This is a genomic window from Rhizobium sp. F40D2 (assembly GCF_051810745.2).
Taxonomy (GTDB): Bacteria; Pseudomonadota; Alphaproteobacteria; order Rhizobiales; family Rhizobiaceae; genus Rhizobium.
On record NZ_JBPWQX020000002.1, the window covers coordinates 644,709 to 663,411 of the forward strand.

15 protein-coding genes and 2 pseudogenes are annotated in these 18,703 nt (G+C 59.9%); 7 read left to right on the forward strand and 10 right to left on the reverse strand.

From position 1 onward, the window contains the following. The first annotated feature begins 337 nt into the window (after positions 1 to 337). Complete coding sequence (locus tag ACS4RS_RS27740; RefSeq protein WP_439013222.1) at positions 338 to 1,006, forward strand: haloacid dehalogenase type II; 669 nt, start codon at positions 338 to 340, stop codon at positions 1,004 to 1,006. Between the two features lie 312 nt (positions 1,007 to 1,318). Here ACS4RS_RS27740 and ACS4RS_RS27745 read toward each other — a convergent pair whose 3' ends face one another. The 6 genes and pseudogenes from ACS4RS_RS27745 to ACS4RS_RS27770 all read right to left on the reverse strand — a co-directional run bounded on the left by ACS4RS_RS27745 (position 1,319) and on the right by ACS4RS_RS27770 (position 9,930). Next, complete coding sequence (locus ACS4RS_RS27745) at positions 1,319 to 2,776, reverse strand: NAD-dependent succinate-semialdehyde dehydrogenase (RefSeq protein WP_439013223.1); 1,458 nt, start codon at positions 2,774 to 2,776, stop codon at positions 1,319 to 1,321. 291 nt (positions 2,777 to 3,067) lie between these two features. After that, positions 3,068 to 4,039 carry a threonine/serine dehydratase gene (locus tag ACS4RS_RS27750; protein WP_439013224.1) on the reverse strand — a complete coding sequence of 324 codons (972 nt, stop codon included), beginning with the start codon at positions 4,037 to 4,039 and terminating at the stop codon, positions 3,068 to 3,070. 138 nt (positions 4,040 to 4,177) lie between these two features. After that, positions 4,178 to 5,173 (reverse strand): ornithine cyclodeaminase family protein, encoded by a 996-nt coding sequence (locus ACS4RS_RS27755; protein WP_439013225.1) that lies wholly within the window; start codon positions 5,171 to 5,173, stop codon positions 4,178 to 4,180. Between the two features lie 556 nt (positions 5,174 to 5,729). Next, positions 5,730 to 7,184 carry an aldehyde dehydrogenase family protein gene (locus tag ACS4RS_RS27760; protein ID WP_439013226.1) on the reverse strand — a complete coding sequence of 485 codons (1,455 nt, stop codon included), beginning with the start codon at positions 7,182 to 7,184 and terminating at the stop codon, positions 5,730 to 5,732. A gap of 158 nt (positions 7,185 to 7,342) precedes the next feature. After that, positions 7,343 to 8,512, reverse strand: a complete 1,170-nt coding sequence (locus tag ACS4RS_RS27765) for an alanine racemase (protein WP_439013227.1) — start codon at positions 8,510 to 8,512, stop codon at positions 7,343 to 7,345. A gap of 141 nt (positions 8,513 to 8,653) precedes the next feature. Further along, a pseudogene (locus ACS4RS_RS27770) lies at positions 8,654 to 9,930 on the reverse strand (NAD(P)/FAD-dependent oxidoreductase). A gap of 222 nt (positions 9,931 to 10,152) precedes the next feature. Here ACS4RS_RS27770 and ACS4RS_RS27775 point away from each other — a divergent pair. From ACS4RS_RS27775 to ACS4RS_RS27785, 3 genes are all read left to right on the forward strand, one after another. Beyond that, positions 10,153 to 11,124 carry an ornithine cyclodeaminase family protein gene (locus tag ACS4RS_RS27775; protein WP_439013228.1) on the forward strand — a complete coding sequence of 324 codons (972 nt, stop codon included), beginning with the start codon at positions 10,153 to 10,155 and terminating at the stop codon, positions 11,122 to 11,124. 74 nt (positions 11,125 to 11,198) lie between these two features. Beyond that, positions 11,199 to 11,753, forward strand: coding sequence for a hypothetical protein (locus tag ACS4RS_RS27780; RefSeq protein WP_439013286.1), 555 nt, complete (start codon positions 11,199 to 11,201; stop codon positions 11,751 to 11,753). Beyond that, a complete protein-coding gene (locus ACS4RS_RS27785; protein ID WP_439013282.1) occupies positions 11,723 to 11,908 on the forward strand; it encodes a cupin domain-containing protein in 186 nt (61 codons plus the stop codon). The genes ACS4RS_RS27780 and ACS4RS_RS27785 overlap by 31 nt, the downstream gene beginning before the upstream one ends. A 51-nt stretch (positions 11,909 to 11,959) precedes the next feature. Here ACS4RS_RS27785 and ACS4RS_RS27790 read toward each other — a convergent pair whose 3' ends face one another. From ACS4RS_RS27790 to argE, 3 genes are read right to left on the reverse strand one after another with little or no spacing between them, the layout of a single operon-like run. Beyond that, on the reverse strand, positions 11,960 to 12,316 hold the full coding sequence (locus ACS4RS_RS27790; RefSeq protein WP_003591738.1) for a cupin domain-containing protein: 357 nt from the start codon (positions 12,314 to 12,316) through the stop codon (positions 11,960 to 11,962). 14 nt (positions 12,317 to 12,330) lie between these two features. Beyond that, entirely contained in the window at positions 12,331 to 13,254 is a 924-nt protein-coding gene (locus ACS4RS_RS27795) for an NAD(P)-dependent oxidoreductase (RefSeq protein ID WP_439013229.1), read from the reverse strand. Between the two features lie 16 nt (positions 13,255 to 13,270). Then, positions 13,271 to 14,398: an acetylornithine deacetylase gene (gene argE / locus ACS4RS_RS27800; RefSeq protein WP_439013230.1), complete on the reverse strand. Its 1,128-nt coding sequence runs from the start codon at positions 14,396 to 14,398 to the stop codon at positions 13,271 to 13,273. 240 nt (positions 14,399 to 14,638) lie between these two features. On the opposite strand from argE, the gene ACS4RS_RS27805 reads away from it, so the two are divergent. Together ACS4RS_RS27805 and ACS4RS_RS27810 are read left to right on the forward strand one after the other, a co-directional pair. Beyond that, positions 14,639 to 15,514: a GNAT family N-acetyltransferase gene (locus ACS4RS_RS27805; protein WP_439013231.1), complete on the forward strand. Its 876-nt coding sequence runs from the start codon at positions 14,639 to 14,641 to the stop codon at positions 15,512 to 15,514. A 313-nt stretch (positions 15,515 to 15,827) separates the two neighbouring features. Beyond that, positions 15,828 to 16,136, forward strand: a pseudogene (locus tag ACS4RS_RS27810) (EamA family transporter); the annotation flags it as partial. 27 nt (positions 16,137 to 16,163) lie between these two features. On the opposite strand, the gene ACS4RS_RS27815 reads toward ACS4RS_RS27810, so the two are convergent. After that, complete coding sequence (locus tag ACS4RS_RS27815) at positions 16,164 to 17,039, reverse strand: helix-turn-helix domain-containing protein (RefSeq protein ID WP_439013232.1); 876 nt, start codon at positions 17,037 to 17,039, stop codon at positions 16,164 to 16,166. A gap of 95 nt (positions 17,040 to 17,134) precedes the next feature. On the opposite strand from ACS4RS_RS27815, the gene ACS4RS_RS27820 reads away from it, so the two are divergent. Beyond that, entirely contained in the window at positions 17,135 to 18,697 is a 1,563-nt protein-coding gene (locus ACS4RS_RS27820; RefSeq protein WP_439013233.1) for a 4-hydroxyphenylacetate 3-hydroxylase N-terminal domain-containing protein, read from the forward strand. Positions 18,698 to 18,703: the final 6 nt, after the last annotated feature.

The window sequence follows — 18,703 nt, forward strand, 5'->3', positions numbered from 1 at the left end:
GTATCTTATCGTTTTCCCTTTGTCGCTCGCCGCATCTTATGCTGGCATGTGGGCGTCGCCGGGCGGATCGCGAGCAACATTGGCTGCACCCGGGGGCAAGGCGGGTGAATGAGTGCGGCGAACTGATCAAATCGAGGGGTATAATGGAGGGCGACACAGCCATCCTCCCCGTCGTTCAGCCGCCGCCAGCCGGTGGGGCATCCACAACCATCTGCCAAAGCCACCTTTCGATACGAAATAATCTGCTTCGATAGCCGCCACATTCAGGCGAGGCGGGGGGCGGGCCGCGTCTATCATGACGTCAAATGCCCCGGTCCACCCTCCAAAGGATATGTCCATGACCTTCTCGCGTCCGAAATACATCACTTTCGACTGCTACGGCACGCTGACCAATTTCCAGATGGCGGAGGCGGCCCGCGACCTTTACGGCGACCAGCTCGACGAGCCGCGCATGGCCGAGTTCGTCCGCAACTTCGCCGCCTATCGCCTCGATGAGGTTCTGGGTGACTGGAAGCCCTATGCCGAGGTCGTTTACAATTCGATCGAGCGCAGCTGCAAACGTAACGGCATCAAATTCAGGGACGAAGACGCCCGCACGGTCTATGAACGGGTGCCAACCTGGGGGCCGCACGCCGACGTGCCGGCTGGCCTCGCGAAGGTCGCCAAGGAGATCCCGCTGGTGATCCTGTCGAACGCGATGAATTCGCAGATCATGTCGAATGTCGAAAAGCTCGGCGCGCCCTTCCATGCGGTCTACACGGCTGAACAGGCACAGGCCTACAAGCCGCGCCTGCAGGCCTTTGAATATATGTTCGACATGCTCGGCTGCGCGCCTGAGGATGTCGTGCACTGCTCCTCGTCGTTCCGCTATGACCATATGTCGGCCAACGATATCGGCATCAAGAACAAGGTGTGGGTGAACCGCCGCCATGAACCCGCCAACCCATTCTATGGCTACGTCGAGATACCCGACATCTCCGGCCTCCCCGGCGTATTTGGTCTCTAAAAGGGGGACGAAGGAAAGCGCGCGCGTGTCCGCCCGCGCTTTTTTGAAGTGGTCCGCCGTGTTCGCGGACCAGCAGTCAATTCCAGCCATAGTGCCCCGCAATGGATTGCCCTCCCCCAACGCTTTAAGCCTGCTTAACGGCTTCTCTGACCGGGCGAACTCTCCAGAGACCTAGCGTTTAAGGGCGCGCCCTGCTGCCGGATCGACCGAAGCCGAAGGCTTGCCAACGCTCGTGTGTCGCGATGGCTATGAACAAATGGCGCACGCCCGTACGCCACATTGCTCGGTCATCATCTCATAATCGCTTCAGGCTCAGCTCAGCCCACCAATGTGGAAGCTCTTCATCTCGAGATATTCCTCAATGCCCACTTGTGCACCTTCGCGCCCGAGGCCGGATTGCTTGACGCCGCCGAAAGGGGCGACTTCGGTGGAGATTGCGCCGGTATTGAGCCCGATCATGCCGAATTCTAGGGCTTCGCCAACCCGCCAGGAGCGCTTCAGGTTTTCGGTGTAGAAATAGGCGGCAAGACCGAAAGGCGTGCCGTTGGCGATGGCGATCGCCTCGTCCTCGGTCTCGAAGCGGAAGAGCGGAGCAACCGGGCCGAAGGTTTCTTCACTGGCGAGCAGCATGTCGGTCGTCGCGCCGGTCAGCACCATCGGCGCAGCGTATTGCGAGCCCTCCGCCACGGAGCTGCCGCGCGCGGCGATCTTGGCGCCTCTGGCCAGAGCGTCGTCGACATGTCGGTTGATCTTCTCGATCGCCGCCATGTTGATCATCGGGCCGATGACATTGCCCGGCTCCATGCCGGGGCCGACCTTCATGGCGTTGACGCGGGCGCCAAGCTTTTCGGCGAAGGCCTCATAGACTCCGGCCTGCACCAGGATGCGGTTGGCGCAGACGCAGGTCTGGCCGCCGTTGCGGAACTTGGACAGGATTGCGCCCTCGACCGCCAGATCGAGATCGGCGTCGTTAAAAACGATGAACGGCGCATTGCCGCCGAGTTCGAGGGAGAGCCGCTTGACGCTGTCGGCGGCGCCGCGCATCAGAAGCGATCCGATCCGGGTCGAGCCGGTGAAGGAGATCTTGCGCACCGTCGCGTTTGCCATGAACTCGTTGCCGATCTCCGTCGGCATGCCGGTGACAATATTGATCACACCTGCCGGGATACCGGCGCGCGCGGCAAGGACACCCATGGCGAGCGCCGAATAGGGGGTGAACTCCGAAGGCTTGACGACAACCGTACAGCCGGCCGCCAGGGCGGGCGCCACCTTTCGGGTGATCATGGCGATCGGGAAATTCCAGGGTGTCACGATGGCGCAGACGCCGACCGCTTCCTTGAGCACGACGATGCGGCGATCCGGCGTCGGCGAGGGAATGGTATGGCCGCCGATGCGGCGGGCTTCTTCGGCAAACCATTTGACGAAGGAAGCACCGTAACGGATTTCGGCGCGCGATTCATCGAGAGGCTTGCCCTGTTCAAGGGTGATGAGCAGCGCCAGATCCTCTAGATTTTCGATCATCAGCGCATACCAGCGCTCAAGCAGAAGCGCACGCTCGGCATGCGTCCTCTTCTTCCATGGGGTGAAAGCGGCCTGGGCTGCATCGATCGCCGCTCGGGTCTCGGCAGTTCCCATATCCGGAACGGTGCCGAGGTTCTCCTGGGTGGCGGGATTGACGACGTTCACCGTCTTGCCCGACGCCGCACGCGACCAGATCCCGTCGATCAGGCCGGCCTGCTGGAAAAGGTCTTTGTCGTTCAACTCGAGCATATCGTTTCCTCTCTAACCATCAGTCGCTGGCCGCAAAAGCCACCGCGTTGCATGGATTCCGTCTTGCGTCGTCATCGCTGGCCTCGACGTGTTCCTAGGCCAAGCCTAGCGAAACAGAGGAAGCAGCATGCATCGACTGCGGGGGGCGGCGCGGTGGAAAATAACGTTTTGGGCGACCTGACAGCCATCTTCGACCGTGGGTGCTTGGGCGCTTTGCGCCATCGGTCGCAGCATCAAAGCAAGAATGGGATCGTCATTCCGGAACGTCGGGGTAATGGCCAGATGAAACGATTATTGAAAAACCTTGTATATCTCGGCAAGATCGCACAGGTCCCAGTTTCCTCCAGTCAAAACCGCACAGACCTTTTCATCCGGCCTGACTTCTATCGAGCCGGCGAGCAAGGCTCCGATACCGATCGACGCGGCCGGTTCAGTGATCAGCTTCGCATCTCTTGCCAGGCTACGCATGCCTGCAATGATATCTTCGTCATCAACGAGGACGATCTCGTCTACATATTTTTCGATAATCGGATACGGGTTCTGACCTGGCACGCTTATTCTCAAGCCGTCGGCGATGGTATTCTTCAACGGCAACGAGGTGCGTTCCTTGTTGATCCGGCTGTGGAAATACTTCGGTGTTAAGGCTGGCTCGGCACCAACAACCCGCACCGAGGGTTTCGTTTCTTTGATAGCGGTGGCGATGCCTGAGATAAGCCCTCCGCCACCCACGGGCACGATAACCGTATCCACATCATCCAGATCCTCCAGTATTTCGCATCCGATCGTGCCTTGGCCGGCCATGACCAGGGGATCCTCAAACCCGTGAATGGTCGCGTAGTTATTTTCCTCGGCGATTTCATAGACCTTTTTCCATCTGGCTGCGGTATCACCGTCAAACAGAATGACTTCCGCGCCGAGCGCTCTCGTGTTGGCGATCTTGATTTTCGGCGTGGTGACCGGGAGCACCAGGATCACTTTCACACCAAGCATCCTCGCCACGTAGGAAAGCCCTTGGGCGTGGTTGCCCGAAGAACTGGCGATGACGCCGTTTGCAATCTCTTCTCGCGGAAGCGAAAGCACCTTGTTGAGAGCGCCGCGAATTTTGAACGCGCCAGTGATCTGCAGGGTCTCAGGTTTGAGGTAGAGCTGGCAGCCAACGGCCTTCTCGATTTTTTCCGCACGAAGCAGCGGCGTGTGCCTGATGTGGGGCTTAAGCCTTTCCTGGGCTTCGCGTATGTCCTGAATGGTGGGATGGTTGCGCATGGTGCTCCTCGGGTTTCCGCTTCCAGGCCGATATTCTTCTGAACATGGGTGCAGAGCGCTGATCGATGGTTGTTTGATATTGTGCGCCAAGCCTTTGATCGGCTCACAAGGCGACTGGAACAGCGCACGACCCGCAGGTCATGATCTGAAGAATTCAAAGAACGTTCCGACGCCCTTATCTATTGCGTTCTGGTAAATCCTGCTCGCTGCAACATTGTCTTGGATAGCCATTCCCGTGGAGTCAAAAATGGTAACCTCATGATCGTTTTCTCTGCCCGGTTTTTTGCCCACCAAAATCTCGCCGATCTCTCCATGAATGTCGTCTTTGGCGATGATTTTTTTATTCAGCGGATGCCAGGTCTCACCCTTCTCGGCACACTGCGCCATTGAATCGACGACCACCTTGGCGTTCCTGAATATCTCCGGGTCCAGTTCCTGTTTACCCTGCTGATCGGTGCCGATGGCCACGATGTGCGTGCCGGCTTTCACCCAATCCGCTTCCACAAGCGACCCTTTCCCGCGGGTCGTCGTAACCAGGATATCGGCCTGCTCAACGGCCTCCCTTTTGGAATTTGCCGTGACGACGGGAATACCGAACTCGCTCTCGATATCCGTCTTGTATCTGGCAAGCGTATCCGGATGACTATCCCAGGCGCGGACCTCTTCGATCGTCATGATCTCGTTGATTGCCCGGATCTGCATTCTCGCCTGGTTTCCTGTGCCCATCGAAGAGACTGTCCTGGCGTTTTTCCGTGCCAATGCTTTCACGGAAACAGCTCCAGCCGCTCCGGTTCTGAGGCCGGTGATCAGGCTTCCGTCCATGACGCAGGTCAGCGCGCAGCTTCTGGCATCGAACAGGAGGATCGTGCCCATGCCGTTAGGAACCCCATGGGCGGTCGGGTTGTCGATGAAACCTCCGGAAGAAGCTTTCATGGAAATCACTTCATTGGCTTTGTTATAGCCAAGCTTGAAGTCCACTTCCCCACGAGGTGACGGGAGATGTATCCCCATATAATCGGGCTGCACCACCTGATCGCTGTTGAAGGCTTTGTACGCTTCTTCCACTGCACCAATGACTTCGTGCATACAGATCAGCCCGTCTACTTCTTCTTTCGTAAGCAGGAGTGTTTTCATGATCGCTATCTCTCGAGCTGGAGCATACCTGGCGGTGCTATTGCAGCCGTTATGATGCATGCCGTTTTGGTGCCGCTATCGGTGCCCACGGTACATTTAAATTTAGTGGAACGGGAAAAGCAGCATGCATCGACGGTCCCTGCCGGCGCGGTCGGAGATACCGTTTTCCGCATCTCAACAGCACATCTTGTTTTTGCAGCTTCGGTGACCGACTGTCGCCGGGAACATCCACAAAGCAAGAATTGTAGAAATACTCGTGGCATCGATTTCCAGATCCACGCACAAGCACTTCGCACCGGGTTTATTGATGGGTGCGAGTATTAGCGGCTGGCGCGGCAGAGCGCGATGCGGTCCTGCATCCTGTAGGTCTGGATGACAGCCGGCATGATTTAGGGATTGCCGGTGTAGAACGGAATGGAAGCCGGCGGCCGCAATTCTGGGCTCTTCCATCGCACTCGCTCTGCATCTGTTATTTCGTCATGTCGACTATTGAGCGAAACCTCGAGGGTGCCGTTGGCAATGCCAAATCCATCCGGGATGGCGCCACGGCGTGATGCTAGAAATAGCCGAGAATGGATTTGACCTCGAGGTATTCCAGCATGCCCTCAATGCCATACTCGCGTCCATTTCCAGATTGTTTGAAGCCGCCAAAAGGCGCGTGTGGATCCCAGGCAGGGTAGTTGAGATGCACTTGACCGCAGCGGATCTGTGATGCGACATTTTTGACGACGTCCATGTTTTTCCCCTGCACATGCGCACCCAGGCCGTAGACAGTGTCGTTGGCGATGGTGATGGCTTCGTCCACCGCATCGTAGGGAATGAGGCACAGAACCGGGCCGAAGATTTCCTCCTGGGCGATGCGCATGTCCGTGCGCACCTCCGAGAAAATCGTCGGTTTAACGTAGAATCCGGCATTCTGACCGGCGGGGCGCCCCGCGCCGCCGGCGACGAGCGTCGCGCCTTCGGCAATCCCGACGTCGATCATGGTTTGGATCCGATCGAACTGGGCGCGGTTGGCGATCGCGCCATGCGTGCTGGCTTCTGAAAAGGGATCACCGACCACGATCTCACCTGCGGCTCTCCTGGCAATGGACTCACTTTCGGACAACAGCGCGCGCGGCACAATCATACGCGTCGGCGCGCTGCATGATTGGCCGAGATTGCGGAACGCAGCCGCGACGCCGATGGAAACGGCGCGGTGGAGATCGGCGTCCGGCAGGATCACGTTCGGCGACTTGCCGCCAAGCTCCTGCGCGACGCGCTTGACAGTCGGTGCGGCTGCTTGAGCCACCGCGATACCCGCACGGGTGGAGCCGGTAATGGAAATCATGTCGACATCCGGATGCGACGCGAGAACCGACCCGACGGACGGGCCGTCACCATTGACGAGGTTGAAGACGCCGGCAGGGAAGCCGGCTTCCTCAATCGTCTCTGCAAACAGCAGCGAGCAGAGAGGAGAAAGCTCGCTCGGCTTCAGCACGACCGTGCAGCCCGCGGCGAGCGCCGGCGAAACTTTGGCGGTGATCTGGTAGAGCGGCCAGTTCCATGGCGTGATCAGCGCGCAGACACCGATCGGTTCGTGGGTGACCGCGGTGTGGCCGCGCTGCTTGACGAAGGGGAATGCTTCCAGGACCTCACGAGCGACTTTGACATGGGCGATCGCCAGCGGCACCTGCGCGGTGCGCGAATATCCGATCGCCGCGCCCATTTCGAGACTGAGGCATTGCGCAAACAGTTCGCTCCGGGCTTCGAGTAGCGCCTGCAGGCGCTCAAGCAGGCCCGCGCGGTATTCCTGTTTGGTGCGGCTCCAGGTGGCGAAGGCCCGTCGGGCGGCGGAAACAGCCGCATCGACATCCTCGACGTTTCCGAGCGCAAAGTGGGTCACCACGTCTTCCGTGGCAGGATTCACCAAAACGCCCTTGGCGGTGCCGCTGGGTTCCAGCCATCGACCGTCAATAAAGAACTTGTCCAGACGACCGCTGGAGGACAGGTGTTCGAGAGGCGTGATCATCTTACAAGGCCTTTCATACGATAATAGGCGTGAGGATCGGCAGGGACCGAAATATCAGGGGGTCGCCGGCCGATTGAAACCTTCCGCGGGTTCAGGTCGGGTAAACTTCATTTTGCGCCACCAGGGTATTGCATGGGCGCCATGCAAAGCGTCGACGCCTACCAGCCGCGTATCCGCTCCCACCGCGCTTCAATCTCAGGGCTCTGACCATTGATGACGCTATAGAAGTCATGCTGAGCACCCATCGCACAGGCATGGTTTGGCAGGATCCGGATCTGCGTACCGACCGGAAGCTCAGGCATCGCCCTGCTTGAACCGGGGCGAATGGCGAGGATGCCGTGCTCTTGGCTGGCCTGTGAAACGACGACGTCTTCGAGCACCCGCCCCTGTTCGTCGCAAACCACGCCGTAGCCCTGGTCGAGCCGCTGATTTGCGGTCCCGCGATCGCGGGAAAGCGCCATCCACCCGGCGTCCACCAGCACCCATCCCTTTTCCGGCTTGGCGCCGATCACGGTAGCCAACACGGAAATTGCGATATCGTCGATGGCACAAACCCCTACCCCGTGTTGAACGAGATCGAAGAACATGTAGACCCCGGCGCGCAATTCTGTAACGCCTTCGAGGTTTGCGGCGAAGTGCGCCGTTGGCGTAGAGCCGAGGCTGACGATCGGACAAGCATGGCCGTGAGCGCGCAGAATTTCGGCGGCGCCCACGGTGGCCGAACGTTCATTCTCAGCGGCTTCGATCAGTGCATCGGACGTGGTCAAACCATAGGATTCTCCGGCATGGGCGAGGACGCCGACGAGATTGGCGCCCGCTGCGACGATCCTGTCGGCCACCTCTATCAGCTTGGGATCATCCGGCTTCAATCCACCGCGATGCTCATCGCAGTCGAGTTCGATAAAGACGGACGGCGTCACGCCGGTGGTCTCGCGCACAACGGCCAAAGCATCGGCCTGCTCGACAGTATCAAGCAGCAGCTTCAGATCCACACCCGTGCGGCGACAAAGCTCCATGGCACGATTGGCCGCAGCCGGCGACATGCCAACTGCATAAGTCATGTCTCGAAAGCCGTGGCCCGCGAAATATTCCGCCTCGGCGATGGTTGAAACCGTGATCGGGCCGGGTTCGCCGGGAAACAAGCGTCGAGCAACCTCGATACTCTTCGCCGTTTTCATGTGGGGGCGTAATACCACACCCAGTTTCTTGGCGTGCTCGGCCAGACGCCGAACGTTGCGCTCTAATTTTCCACGATCCAGAAGCAGCGAGGGCGTTATGAGGGTGTCGATCACTTTCGCCGCTCTACGCATATCCAGTTTTGTCTCCATCTGCCCGTTCCTCATTTCCTAACCGAACGACTGATTGCCAAATTTTTGATTTGGCTTGTCCACCCACGTGCGGAGCCGGAAATGCGGCGGTACGTGGGCGAGGTCCTCCAAGCGGCGACCGGCTCGCGGCGCGAAGATCGGTCAGGGCAGCAGGTCCTTGACGCGGTAATAGGTGCCCACCATGGGCAGGAACCATGGGTTTCCGGTGTGCATCGGAACGGCCGGCCACGCGAAGCCGTCGAGGGGATTGGCGTCCTTGCGCCCCATCGCCATATTGGCCAGCGCGTTACCCATGAAGGTCGACAACTGGGCGCCGTGCCCGGAATAGCCCATGCTGTAGATGACACCCTCGGCGCTGCCCGCGCGGGGATAACGGTCTTGTGTGCACCCGACGAGGCCGCCCCAACAATAGTCGATCCCGACGTCTGCAAGCTGCGGAAACATGCCGACCATTTGCTGGCGCAGAAGCTGGCCAGAGCTGACGTCGGTTTTCTGGTTCGACACAGCCGAAAATCTCGCTCTCCCCCGAACAGCATGCGGTTGTCGGGCGTCAGGCGGAAATAGTTGGCGATGTTGAGGGAGTTGGTGAAGTTGCGGTTGCCCGGAACCGTGGCGGCGACCTCCTGGGCGGTGAGCGGGCGTGTCGCAATGATGAAGGAAGCGATCGGCATCAGCCTTCGGCGGAAATAATTGAAGACGCTTGGCGTATAAGCATCGGTCGCCAGGATGATCTGGCGCGCGGTCAGCGAGCCGGTCGGCGTGGTTAGCCGCCATCCATTCGGCACGCGTTCGCGGCCGGTAACCGGGTTCCGCTCCCAGATCGCAGCGCCATGGCGGCGGGCCGCCTCCGCCACACCGTTGGCGTAGCGCCCCATGTGCATCATGGCAGATTTCGGATAAAGAATCCCGCCATGGAAGCCATCCGATAGCACCTCCTTGCGGAGGTCCTCACGCGTGAGCCATTCGACTGACGGGTCAACCTCACGACGGATTTCTTCGGACATCGCCTGCAGCTTGCCGACATGGGAGGACTTCGAGGCAAGTTTGAGCTTGCCTCCCCTGCGGAAGTCGCAAGCGATCTTTTCTTCCTCGATGATCCGTTCGATCATGTCGATCGAGTCATCGTAAGCTCGCCACAGGCGACGTGCCCGGTCTTCCCCGAGATGCTGCTTGGCGGCGCCGAAGCTTGCGAAATGACCGCTGTTGAGGTGCCCACCATTGCGGCCGGACGCACCATACCCGACGTGCTCGGCTTCCAACAGAGCGATCTTCGCACCGGATTGCGCCAGTGTGCGCGCGGCGTTGAGCCCCGTGAAGCCGGCACCGATCACCACAACCTCGAAATCCCCCGAGACGGGTTCACCGATACCTCCGGCGAAAGGGATCGAGGTATCATGCCAGTAGGAAGCAAATTTCATTGCTGCAGGCCCTTATGCTCGTCTGATCCGATGCATGAAGTATAGGCCTGCTTGCGCTGGAGAGGTGCGGCGCAGGTGACCTTGTTTCGCAACAATTGCCTGTGTTGAGGGCAGCAAACCACAGGATATTCTGTTTATGCGCCAACTCCGCACCGCGCCCCTTGAAGCCACAGACTAGGATCCATGCAGATTTCGGTCCTGCGGTATTTCTAGGAGTAGTCCATGCCCACTGATGCTCAGCTTCTTCTGCTTGATGCCGGTAACGTCGCGCAGCTCATGGAGCCGGCAAAAGTCTTCGAGGCGATGAAGCGGGCCTTCACGCTGCATAGCCAGCGTGAAGGCCGGGTCTTTCCGGTCGTCCGCGAGCAGCTCCATACAGGCGGCGTGTTCGGCATCAAATCGGGAGACATACCGAGGGCGGACTTGCTCGGATTCAAGGCCGCCGGGTTTTGGCCAAACAATCGCTCGGTAGGAAAAGAACCGCATCAGGCAACCATCCTCTTGATCGACCCGCACACAGGCAGACCCGTTTGCCTGATCGACGGAAACACCATAACCACCGTTCGCACCGGCGCCGCGGGCGCGCTCGGGCTGACGCTGCTTGCGCGTCCGCAGAGCACATCCTTGTGCATTTTCGGCACCGGTACGCAGGCGCGCATACAGCTCAGCTTTGCCTTGCGCTACATGCCAAAAATTGATCGGGTTAGGTATTTGACAGCGCTTGGACAGCCGGATGAGCCGTTCGAGGAGGAGTTCGGGGGTTTATGCGCCCTCGCCCACGCGCGAGACGCCGATGCGGCCGTCAGCGCGAGCGACATCGTCGTGACTGCAACGCCAGGGTTTGGTCCATTATTTTCGCCGGCCGCTGTCCGCGCCGGCACGCACATCAATTGCGTTGGCGCCGACACGAAAGGCAAGCGCGAGCTTCCCGAGGGCCTTCTTCGGCGATCCCGGGTCTTTACAGACGATCGCGCGCAATCGCGTTCTATAGGCGAAGGACAATGGGATGTCGAATGCCTCGCGACGGAGATCGGAGACGTATTGACGGCCAAGGTACAGCTGACACGTGATCCCGAAGATATCACCGTTTTCGATATGACCGGATTGGCCCTTCAGGATCTTGTGGTTGCCGAAATGCTGCTGCAACTGGCTGAGGCCAAAGGCCAGGGATCGAGCCTGGCTTGGTCCTGGTAAATCGGCTTGTGGCCGATGGACACAAGCAACAAGCAACAAGCAACTGATCCTATAGCATAAATTGGAGTCAGACGATGACCGGCAAGATCATTTTTCTCTTCGAGGCGAAAAGCGGATCCGCCCCGGAAGGCAGACGAAGTGGCTTGGGGTCAGACGACATATTCGCGGCCGGCCGCGATATCGTCTGGAGCGCTTCGGGCGGGGTTTTTGCCGGATCGGTCGATTGGAACGGAAAAGCCTCGATCGCCAGCTTTCCTCATACGGAATGCTTGGTCGTCGTGGCAGGGCGTCTCGTTCTGCATTCGGACGGCCTGACGTTTGATCTCGCCTCCGGCGACAGCGTGGCCATCGGCCACGGCCAGGACGTCACGGCGCAAGCGGATGAAGGCACGCAGTGGATCTACTGCGCAACGACCGCGGCGACTTCGAGCACGCAGGGCGTCGTGGCAATCGACAGGGATGTGACGCTTGCCCCTCCCCGCCGCCTCCGGCGCAGTTCCTGGAAGGCGGCACGCCTCAGTGCCGTCTCTTCAGGGCATTTTCCGATGAAGCGGTCGGCTTTCGGGCTGGTGTCTGGGCAACGACGCCGCACATCCGGCTGTCGCGCCCTCATCCCGCCCATGAATTGATGTACATCCTGGAGGGGCAGGCTGATGTGACCGATGGCGACGGGACGCAAACATCCGTCGGGCCAGGGGACGCGATCTTCGTCGGCCGCGGGACGGTGAACCGTCTTTCAATTCACGGCGACCTCAAGAAGATCTTTGTCATCGCCGAAGGCTAATGCATGCCGCTCCAAAAGCGCGTCGCATGAACCATGCGACGCGGCGGCTTCTCAGTCGTAAACACAGACGTAGATCTTGCGCACGGTTTCGATGGTGCGCCAGACGCCGACAAAACCAGGCTTCATCACGAAACTGTCGCCGGCGCGATACGTCTTTGTCTCGCCGTCTTTTTCGTCGATCTCAACGACACCGGAAATGATGTGGCAGAATTCGTAGACCGTGCCCTTGATGGAATGGTGCTCGCCGGGCGTCGCTTCCCAGATGCCGGTGAGCACCTTTTCGCCTTTTGAGGCATCCTGTGCCCAGGTCTTGTAGGCCGGATTGCCTGAAATCAGCCGTTCCGCGTCCGGCACGGCCTGCTTTGGCGTAAAGTTCGGATCGGTGTCGATGGTCAGCAGAAGCGACATTTCTTTTTCCTCGTTTAATAACCACGTGTCCGATCGACCAGGCCGATCAGTGTTTCGCCGGCGCGGTGGCGCCTGATGTTTTCGATGACCGAGTGCGCCGCCGTTTCCGGCTGGGTAACGGAGGCGATGTGCGGCGTGATCGCCACTTTTGGATGTTGCCAGAGCGGATGGTCTGCCGGCAGCGGCTCGGGATCGGTGACGTCGAGCATTGCGGCGGCAAGACGACCGCTATCGAGCGCCTCGATCAGCGCCGTCTGGTCGAGATGCGCCCCGCGGCCCACATGCAGCAGCCTGGCACCGGCCGGCAGCTGAGAGAAGAGTTCGGCATTGAGAATGCCGCGCGTCTCATCGGTCAGCGGCAGCAGGCAGACCAGAATGTCCGTCTCGGCCAGAAAATCGGCAAGTCCATCCGGCCCATGATGGCAGGTGACGCCATCGATTTGTTTTTTGCTGCGGCTCCAGCCTGCGAGGGGAAATTGGAATGGCTTCAAGCGCTCGATTGCCGCCTGCGCCAGGATGCCGAGGCCGAGAAAGCCTATTCTGCGCCGGGCAGCCTGCGGTGCGGCCAGCGGCTGCCAGGCCGACTGTTTCTGCAGCTCCCGGTAGGCGAGCATCTCCCGGTGGAGCGTCAGGACGCCAAGCGTGACGTATTCCTGCATCATCCGGATAATGCCGTCCTCGACCATACGGACGAGCGCGACATGGTCCGGCAGGCTGTCTTGTTTGAGCTGATCGACGCCGGCGCCGATACAAAACAAGACTTCCAAGTTGCGGTAGCGCGAGATGTCGCCGGGGACGGTCCAGGTCAGGAGATAGCGCACCTTGTCCGGATCCACCGGTTGGCCCTGCCCGACGAACTCCAGATCCGGAAGCGCGCGGGCAAAAGCCTCCTGGAACGTCGCGCCGCGCGTGGCATCGGAGTTGAAGAGAAACGCCATGGAAAATCGCCTTCTTTCAGCCTTCGGCAAGGGAGGCGCCGAGCTTCTCGATCATCGTCTGGCATGCGGCGAGCTCGCCAACTTCGATATACTCGTCGGGCCGGTGCGCACGGGCGATATCCCCTGGTCCGCAGATAATGGATTCGATGCCGGCTTGCTGATAAAGCCCGGCCTCCGTGCCGTAGCTCACGGCGGTCAGCGGCTCCTGCCCCGTCAATCCCTTCAGCAGCGCTGCGAGTCCGCTGTCTTCGGGGAGCGCAAGTCCGGGGTAAGCGCTCAGCTCATGCCAGCCGACCTCGAATCCCTGGTCCCTGAGGGCAGCGAGCCTGGCCTTTACCGGCTCGAGCAGCGATGACGGCGAGATACCCGGCACGGCGCGAACCTCGATATCGGCGGTGCAGCGATCCGGAATGATGTTGACCGACTGGCCGCCGGCAATGACGCCAACCTGCAATGACGAATAGGGAGGCGCGAAATCATGGTGGAAAGGCCCGCTCGTCAGGGAGTTGCCGTATTCGGCGACCTTTGTGATCAGATTGGCCATGGCATGAATAGCGTTTAGTCCGAGATCGGGGCGCGAGGAGTGACCTGATCGCCCGATCACTTCAAGCCGGACGGCTGCCTTGCCCTTATGCCCCCGCACCGCCTGCATCCGGCTCGGTTCGCCGATGATTGCACCGAGCGGCGCATTGCACAGCTTCGGCAGTGCTGCGATCAGATGCGGCACGCCGCGGCTGCCTGCTTCCTCGTCATAGGAGAAGGCAAGGTGGATCGGCCGCCGTAGGTTCATGGCGGCAAGCGTCGGCAATGCGGCGAGCGCGCAGGCGAGAAAACCTTTCATATCGGTGGCGCCGCGTCCGTAAAGCCTGTCTGCCGCAGCGCGCAGGACGAAAGGATTCGAACTCCATTCCCGTTCGCCGGCCGGCACGACATCCATGTGCCCGGACAGAATGTAACCTCGGCTTTCCCTCGGTCCCATAGTCGCGAAAAGATTGTATCGGTCACCTTCCGGGCCGGGATGGACCGTCACCTCTGCTCCCGCCTTTCGGCAATAGTCGCCTATCCAGTCGGCAATCGCGCCATTCGGCGTTCCGACAACGGAAGGGAACGCGATCAGCCTCGCGAGAATATCTATGACGTTCATGGGTGACCAAGTTGCCTTTGGAGTGGGCGAGATGCTAACTAGCCTAAGCAACGGCAGGAGTTTTGCCTGCTGAGTGGGGCCTCGGTTCAGCTGAAGATTTCGAATTGTTGCGGCGAACAAGCCAATCCTGCCGGCCTTGGTGTGCGATATTGTGACTTGGTTGCAATCGGCGCAGGATCAAAGACGCTGTCTACCTCCAGGGGAGTCTGGTGATCTGGCGAACGGAGCGGATACCCGAAAATGCAAAAATCAGTGCGGCTGAAATCGTTCGAATTGATTGCGCAGGATATCAACAGTGTCGATGTCAGCCTGCTTCACGCATTATCGATCGGCGTCGGCTGGCCGCACCGGCCGAAGGACTGGGATATCCTGCGGCGTGCTGGGCTTGGCATCGTCGCCGTCGATGGGATCGGACGCGTGTTCGGAAGCGCGATGTGGTTTCCGCATGGGGATGACTTCGCCACGATCGGGCTGGTGATCACATCGCCGCGCACGCAGGCGCAAGGGACCGGCCGATGGCTGATGGAACAGGTGTTCGAGCAGTGCGGCGACCGCGATCTGAGCCTGAATTCAACCCATGCGGCTTACAGACTCTATGTTTCGCTCGGCTTCACCAAGGAAGCGATTGTCTATCAATACCAGGGAGATGTCGCGCCCAAGCTCCCTCCCCTGCCGGAGCTGAACGGGCAGTTGCACGAATTGTCAAATGACAATGTCGAGGAGATCAACGCTCTCGATGCGCGCGCTTTCGGCACCGATCGCGGCAAATTGCTTGCTTTGCTTGCGGAGGGTGCCGCCATTTGCACACTCCGGCGGGGCGACGAAATCGTCGGCTATTCCATGTGTCGCGAGTTCGGACGCGGTCATGTCGTCGGTCCGATCGTGGCGAGCAACGATCAGGACGCGATCCATCTCGCAGCCGTGCACCTCAAGGATTTGGCAGGTCGGTTCGCGCGCGTCGATACGCGGGAGAAGGGCCTGTTCGCCGAGTTCCTTCAACAAAGTCGCCTGGCCGTCTCGGAAACCGTGACGACCATGTCCAAGGGGCGGCGCTTCCTGAATAGGAAGAACGGCGAACCGGCGGTTTATGGCTTGGCCGGCCATGCCGTCAGTTAGAGAATACTGACAAATATTGCGTGATGTCCTGTCGATAACGGTGGCTGAGGAGCCATCCGTGGCGTCGCTTCGAGCAGCCCTCGACAGTTGCTCTTCGATCAAGTTTAAACGCTCCGCGCCCGGATTCCAAAGCGCGTCGCATCAAACTTGCTGCATGCGCCGCGCTTTGGTCCTTGTGTTTTATGCATGTCGCCCGAAACAGCTGCACATTTTCGGGCGACATGCATTGAGGATGGAAGCACGATGCCAATTCATGAACTTGCCGCGCTCAGAGCGGCAACGTGCTGGGCCTTCACCGGTCTAATCGCGGCGCATGGCGGCCCTTTGCCTGAGCATCCTGATCCAGTTGCCTGTCCAGTCGCTCAAACCGAAAGGACCGCTCACCTTCAAGGTCGCGGCATTGACCGCCCTGACCGGCATCACAGCCCTCGTCATTGGCATGACACTCCTGCTCTTTGCGCTCGCCGGCGGTTAGGTCGGTATCGTCTCGACATTGTCGACAACCTCACCTGCGATCATTCTGCCGCTGCTGTGGTTGAAGACCGGCGAACGCCCAGCCGGCGGCGCCTGGGCCGGTGCTGCTCTCGTTGTCGTCGGGATGGCTTTGATTTTTCTTCGGTAATCGATAGCGACAGTGTTCTGTCGCTTGTCACAATATCGCCTGCGAATGCCGCCGGCGCCAGGCGGCCGGCGCCTCGCCGGTGCGTTTGCGGAAGAAGCGGGAGAAATAGGCTGGATCCTCGAATCCGATTTCGCGTGCGATGTCTTCCACCGAGCGGACGGTGAACATCAGCAGGCGTTTGGCCTCCAGCAGGCGCCGCTCCAGCAGCAATTCCTTGACCGATAATCCGAAGACTTCGCGGGCGGCCTTGTCGAGCAGATGCGGTGTGGTCGCAAGCAGATTGACATAGGCGCCGACGGGCCAATCCTTTCTGTAGTGGAGATCGACGAGACGACGTAGCGCCAGGCCGAGCGAGACCGTCGGCGAGGTCGACGGCAAGGCCATCCGGCCGCCGATGCGGCCCATCAGCGACAGCACGACCGATATCAGGCCGCTGAGCACCTGTTCGCCGTCCGCGCCCCGATCGCGATAATCCTCGGCGGCCATGTCGAGGAGTGTTTTGAGCCTGGTCCATACCGGATCTGCAGGCTGACCGGTCAGGAAGATCGGGAGATCGAGATTGAGCGCGACCTGCGGCACCATCGCCTTCAGCATGTCATCGGAGACCGACACGACGATGGCGTCGGACTCTTCGTCGACATCGAAACCATGCACGACATTGCTCGGCACGAAGCTTACGGCGGGGGCGGAAAAATTCCAAGTCTCCTCTTCGATCCGATAGGTCCCGCTGCCTTGAAACCAATAGGTGATCTGGCCCATCAGCGGATGTTTGTGCGGCGAAACATGGCCGAAATGCAGGGTTTTTCGTTTCATGACCGTTTCGACGTGCAGAAATCCCACGTCGAGCGAGCGGCTCGGCTCGCCATAGACGAAAAAATTCGGAACGTCGCCTCGTGTCGCCATACCGGAAAAAGTACCAGCGAATTCCCTTCTTTGTCCATGGTTTGTCTGCGGCTCCCGTTTTAGATTCTGACAATATTCCAAGGGAGGAACCTGACATGCGAGCTGAAGATCACCGCAGCGACAAGACCCGTCCGTTTACCGGCGCCGAATATCTCGCCAGCCTGCGCGACGGGCGCGAGGTCTATATCAATGGCGAACGCATCGCCGATGTCACCACACATCCCTCCATGCGCAATTCGGCGCGCTCGATCGCGCGGATGTATGATGCGCTGCATGACGAAAAGACCAAAGATCGGCTGACGTCGCCGACCGATACCGGCAATGGCGGCTATACCCATAAATATTTCCGGGTGGCGAAATCCTCGGCTGAGCTCGTCGCCCAGCAAGGCGCCATCGCCGATTGGGCCCGCATGTCCTATGGCTGGATGGGCCGCACCGCCGACTACAAGGCGGCGCTGATGAACACTCTCGGCGCCAATGCCGACTGGTATGGACCGTTCAAGGACAATGCACTTGCCTGGCACAAACGCGCCCAGGAAGCAGCGCTGTTCATGAACCATGCGATCGTCAATCCGCCGATCGACCGGCACAAGCCGGCCGATGCCGTCAAGGATGTCTTCGTTCACATCACCAAGGAAACGGATGCCGGCATCTACGTCTCGGGTGCCAAGGTGGTCGCCACCTCGTCGGCGCTGACGCATTACAACTTCCTTGCCCAGAGCTCGGCGACGGTGACGGAAGATCCCTCGCTCTCGGTTATGTTCATCGTCCCGATGAATGCGCCGGGGATCAAGATGTTCTGCCGTGTCTCCTACGAGCAGACCGCCAATACCGTCGGCCAGCCCTTCGACTATCCCTTGTCGTCGCGCTTTGACGAGAACGATGCGATCCTCGTGCTCGACAACGTCTTCGTCCCCTGGGAGGACGTGCTGGTTCTGCGCGATGCGGCCAAGATCCTGTCCTTCCATCCGGCCTCCGGCTTCATGCACGGCTATTGCTTCCAGGGCTGCACGCGCTTTGCCGTCAAGCTTGACTTTATGGCGGGGCTGCTGGCCAAGGCGCTGCGCGCCACCGGCGGCGACGCCTTCCGCGGCAATCAGGCAGCACTCGGCGAGGTCATTGCGCTGCGGCACATGTTCTGGTCCTTTTCCAACGCCATGGCCCACAATCCGCAGCCATGGGCAAACGGCGCCGTGCTACCCAATATGGAGGCAGCGCTTTCCTACCGCACCTTCATGTCGGAGGCCTATCCGCGCGTCATCGAGACGGTGCGCAAGGTCGTGGCCTCGGGGCTGATCTATCTCCCTTCCTCGACGAAGGATTTCGGCAATCCCGAGATCGACCGCTATCTTGCCCAATATGTGCGCGGCTCCAACGACATGGGCCATATCGAGCGCATCAAGATCATGAAACTGCTTTGGGATGCGACCGGCACCGAATTCGGCGGGCGTCACGCGCTCTACGAACTCAACTATGCCGGCGCGCCCGAGGAAGTCCGGCTGCAGGTGCTGAAGGGCGCCGAGCGCGGCGGTCGGCTGAAGGAGATGGAAGCGCTCGTCGACCAATGCATGAGCGACTACGACGAAACCGGCTGGACCGGCGATACCTGGCTGCCGCCGCTCGATGAGATATCCGCCGTCCGCAACGCGGCCGAATGAGGACAG